Below are 3,177 nucleotides of genomic sequence, written 5' to 3'. Positions count from 1 at the left end.
CCTCCCACATTTAGACGGAGTTCGGCTTATACAAAAGTGACCCACCGTTGGGCGGAACCATAAGCCGCCGTTACCCGAATAACGGATATGTACACCGACAACCCACCATAGGGCCCCAGCCAAACCTCAGATTAGATTTTCACGTTGAAAACTCATCCCAGCAACTGACTCAACACCGCCCGCAACTTCCCAGGCTTGACCGGTTTGTTCAGCAACGGCGCGTCCAACCTGCGCAATGCACGACGGCACTGGTCAGTGCGGTCAGCGGTGATGATTACCGCCGGTATCTTCTGGCCGAAATGCTCACGCAAATGCTTGACCACCTCACACCCCACCACCCCATGGTCCAGGTGATAGTCCGCCAGGATCAGCTCCGGCGCCCTGCCCTGCAACGCCAGCAACGCGCCAGCCTGGTCGGTGGCGGTGAGCACTTCGCAGCCCCACTGGCCGAGCAACGCGCCCATGCTTTCCAGGATGCTGACCTCGTTGTCGAGCACCAGCAAGCGCCGGCCCGGCAATGGGTTGCCCGTGGTCGGTTGCACCGGCAGTTGGCTGATCGCCGGCGGCATCTCGGCGCTCAGGGGGACTTCGATGCTGAACATCGACCCTTGCCCCGGCCAGGAACGCACCGCGATTGGATAGCCCAACACCTCGGCGATACGCTCGACAATCGCCAGCCCCAAACCCACGCCCTTGCGGTCGGCCGCACGGCCGACATCCAGCTGGTTGAACTCCAGGAAGATCGCCTCCAGCCGGTCCGCCGCAATGCCGCGCCCGGTGTCCCACACTTCCAGGCGCAGGCAATCACCGCGACGGCGGGCGCCGAGCAGGATGCAGCCTTCGTCGGTGTAGCGGCAGGCGTTGCTGAGAAAGTTACGCAAAATCCGCGTGAGCAGGCGCAGGTCGGTGTGCACCGCGTAATGGCCGGTGCGCACCCGCAGGTTCAGCCCCGCCGCCAGGGCGACCGACTGGAACTCCGAGACCAGCGGCGCGAACACTTCATCCAGGCGATACAGCGCCACATCCGGCTTCACCGCGGCCTGGTCCAGACGCGAGATATCCAGCAAGTCGGTGAGCAAATCCTCCGCGCCTTCCAGCGCCTGGTGGGTGCGTTCCACCAGCAACTGCTCGACGCTGGGCAATTGGCGTTCGCGCAGGGTGGCGATCAGCAGCCGCGCCGCGTTCAGCGGTTGCAGCAGGTCATGGCTGGCGGCGGCGAGGTATTTGTCTTTGCTGCGGTTGGCGGCCTGGGCGGCGTCGCGGGCATCGCGCAGCGCCTGCTCGACCTGCTCGCGCTGGGCGATCTGCTGTTGCAGGTTGCGGTTGGCTTCCAGCAATTCATCGGTGCGCGCCGCCACCCGTTGCTCCAGCTCATCGTTGAGGCGGATATAGCGGTTGCGCTCGGCTTCCAGCTCATCGAGGCGTGCGGTGAGTTCCGGGTAGTGGCTCTTGCGCGCCGAGTGATTGCCCAGGCCCAGCAGCCCGGCCAGCGCCTGTTGCTGGTCGTCAGAGCGCTTCGCCATAGACGACCTCGACATCACGCTGGCTCGACTCACGGGGGTTGGTGAGGATGCACGGATCGTCCATTGCATGCTCGGACAAAAACGGAATATCCGCCACGCGCACGCCATGCAGGCCGAGGGTTTCGTGGAAGCCGATCGCGTGTTTCAGCGCGATCAGGTGATCCACCAGGCGCCCGCAGATCTGCCGATGATTGAGACCTCGGCAGTCGATGCCAAAGGTCTCAGCGATGACCTTGAAACGCTCCGGCGCCGAGCTGTAGTTGAACGCCACCACATGTTCCACCAGCACTGCGTTGCAGAGCCCGTGGGGCAAATCGAGAAAACCGCCGAGGCTGTGGGACATCGCATGCACAGCGCCGAGGATTGCGTTGGAAAACGCCAGGCCGGCCTGCATGCTGCCGAGCATGATCTTTTCCCGCAGGGCAATGTCCGTGGGGTTGGCGATCATCTGCACCAGGTTGCCGTTGATCAGGCGCATGGCTTCCAGGGCGTGAGGGTCGGTCAGTGGGCCGTGCCCGGTGGACACGAACGCCTCGATGGCATGCACCAGCGCGTCGATGCCGGTGCAGGCGGACAGGAACGGGTCCATGCTGGCCGTGGTTTCCGGGTCGATCAGCGACACGTCCGGCACCACCGCCTTGCTGACGATGGAGAACTTCATGCGCTCCTGCTGGTTGGAAATGATCACGAACTGCGAGACATCCGCCGAAGTGCCGGCGGTGGTGGGGATCAGGATCAGTGGCGGGCTGGGCACGCGAATGGTGTCCACGCCCTCGAATTCAAGGATGCTGCGCCCATGGGCGACGACGATGCCGATGGCCTTGCCGCAATCCATCGGGCTACCGCCGCCGATGGCCACGATCACGTCGCAGTGGTTTTCACGGTACACCTCGGCGCCGAGCATCACTTCTTCGACACGGGGGTTGGGCGATACGGCGCTGTACAGGCAGTAGTCGATGCCAATGGCTTGCAGGCTGGCTTCCACATCGGCGACCCAACCGGCAGCGATCACGCCGGGGTCGCTGACCACCAGCACCTTGCGCGCGCCGAAGGTCTTGGCGTAATTGCCCACATTGTGCCGACAGCCGGCGCCAAAGATGATTTCAGGAGAGACGAATTTACGCAGGAGGCTGAGGTTTGGGCTCATTGGAAAGCCTGTTTTTATTATTTTGGAAGATGCGCTCCACACTAACCGATCCGGCTGCGAATGCAATCAGACCAAAGAGGCATCCTCCGTGCGGTGCCCGCGATCAGCGGCTGGCGAAGTACATGGTGACTTCGAAGCCGATACGCAGGTCGGTGTAGGTCGGTTTAGTCCACATGGGGGTAGTCCTCTTGTTGTGCCGGAGGGTTCCGGTAGAGGCATTAATGCATGAGGGGATGGGGGTGCGAATGCTACTTTCGATGTAAAGGCCCCACTGCATTAGTCGCGAATGTACAGGGAGCAAAATGTGGGAGGGGCTGCCCCCGATGGCAGTGGATCAGTCAACATTCATGTCAGACCGCTATCGGGGGCAAGCCCCCTCCCACAGGGGACCGCATTGCAATCAGGGAGTTAGAAAAAGCCCAACGGATTGATGTCGTAGCTCACCAGCAGGTTCTTGGTCTGCTGGTAATGGTCCAGCATCATCTTGTGGTTCTCACGCCCCACACC

4 protein-coding genes are annotated in these 3,177 nt (G+C 62.3%); all 4 read right to left on the bottom strand.

Annotation, left to right across the window (positions count from 1 at the left end; all coding sequences use genetic code 11):
- Positions 1–152: 152 nt before the first annotated feature.
- On the bottom strand, positions 153–1,523 hold the full coding sequence (locus tag IQK56_RS20435; protein WP_193863428.1) for an ATP-binding response regulator: 1,371 nt from the start codon (positions 1,521–1,523) through the stop codon (positions 153–155).
- Positions 1,507–2,670, bottom strand: a complete 1,164-nt coding sequence (gene ercA, locus IQK56_RS20430; RefSeq protein ID WP_122305772.1) for an alcohol dehydrogenase-like regulatory protein ErcA — start codon at positions 2,668–2,670, stop codon at positions 1,507–1,509. Before ercA ends, IQK56_RS20435 begins: the two co-directional genes overlap by 17 nt.
- Before the next feature lie 103 nt (positions 2,671–2,773).
- Positions 2,774–2,845, bottom strand: a complete 72-nt coding sequence (pqqA, locus tag IQK56_RS20425; protein ID WP_074750225.1) for a pyrroloquinoline quinone precursor peptide PqqA — start codon at positions 2,843–2,845, stop codon at positions 2,774–2,776.
- Between the two features lie 233 nt (positions 2,846–3,078).
- On the bottom strand, positions 3,079–3,177 hold a 99-nt coding region (locus tag IQK56_RS31230; protein ID WP_246500258.1), incomplete at its 5' end, for a hypothetical protein.

It is taken from the genome of Pseudomonas cyclaminis (assembly GCF_015163715.1).
Taxonomy (GTDB): Bacteria; Pseudomonadota; Gammaproteobacteria; order Pseudomonadales; family Pseudomonadaceae; genus Aquipseudomonas; species Aquipseudomonas cyclaminis.
The sequence above is the reverse complement of the archived record's forward strand: the minus strand, read 5'-3'. Positions and strand labels throughout refer to the sequence as shown.

Bases quoted from the DNA above. Each gene is read 5' to 3' on its own strand.
- IQK56_RS20435 (WP_193863428.1), bottom strand. From the start codon at position 1,523: ATGGCGAAGCGCTCTGACGACCAGCAACAGGCGCTGGCCGGGCTGCTG.
- ercA (WP_122305772.1), bottom strand. From the start codon at position 2,670: ATGAGCCCAAACCTCAGCCTCCTGCGTAAATTCGTCTCTCCTGAAATC.